Source organism: Acidovorax sp. KPB24-03 (assembly GCF_057546605.1).
In genome coordinates, this window is record NZ_BAAJYR010000732.1 from 1 (window position 1) to 1,070 (window position 1,070).

Sequence of the window (1,070 nt, forward strand, 5' to 3'; positions counted from 1 at the left end):
CACGTGCCCGGCCTGCGCGGCGCGAGCGTGGAGTTCGACGTGTCGCAGGCGGGCGGCAAGGCCACGCTGGCCCTGGCGGACGGCGCCCTGGTGCTGCCCCACGTGTTCGAGGAAGGCACGGTGCCGGTGGACCAGCTGTCGGCGAACGTGCGCTGGCAGATCGAGGGCGAGCGCATCGCGGTGCAGGCCAGCGACCTGCAGTTTTCCAACGCCGATGCGCAGGGCGAGGCCCGGCTGAACTGGCACACCGGCGATGCCGAGCGTGGCGGTGCCCGGCCGCGGTTTCCCGGCGTGCTGGACCTGTCCGGCAGCCTGAGCCGCGCGGACGGCACCCGCGTGCACCGCTACCTGCCGCTGTCCATCCCGCAGGAGACGCGCCACTACGTGCGCGACGCGGTCACCACGGGCACGGCCAGCAACGTGCAGTTCCGCGTCAAGGGCGACCTGCACGACATTCCCTTCAACACGCCCGGGCAGGGCGACTTCCACATCGCCGCGCGCGTGAAGGACGTGACTTATGCCTATGTGCCGCCGCGCCTGCAGCATGCCAACGAGGCGCCCTGGCCCGCCCTCACCGAACTCACCGGCGACCTGATCTTCGACCGCTCCACCATGGCCGTGAAGGGCGCCAGCGGCAGCTTCGCCGGCACGCCGAAGCTGCGCGTGAACAAGGTGGAGGCGCGCATTCCGGACCTGGCCCACACGGTGGTCGCGGTGAACGCCGATGCGCGGGGCCCGCTGGCAGACATGCTGTCGTTCGTCACCACCTCGCCGCTGGCGCGCCTGACCGGCAATGCGCTGGACAAGACCACCGCCAACGGCACGGCCGACCTGCAGCTGGCCCTGTCGCTGCCCGTCAGCCACATCGACCAGTCCAAGTTGCAGGGCAGCGTGACCCTGGCGGGCAACGACGTGCGCATCGCACCGGAGGCCCCGCCCATCGGCCGCGCGCGCGGCACCGTGCAGTTCACCGACACCGGCTTCACCCTGGCGGGCGTGCAGGGCCGCGCGCTGGGGGGGCGACCTGCGGCTGGAGGGCGGCATGCGGTCCCTGCCCGCGGGGGGCGTTG

1 protein-coding gene is annotated in these 1,070 nt (G+C 72.5%); it reads left to right on the plus strand.

Going from position 1 to position 1,070, the window contains the following annotated elements:
- On the plus strand, positions 1-1,070 hold a 1,070-nt coding region (locus AC27KI_RS25585; RefSeq protein WP_487116614.1), incomplete at both ends, for a YhdP family phospholipid transporter.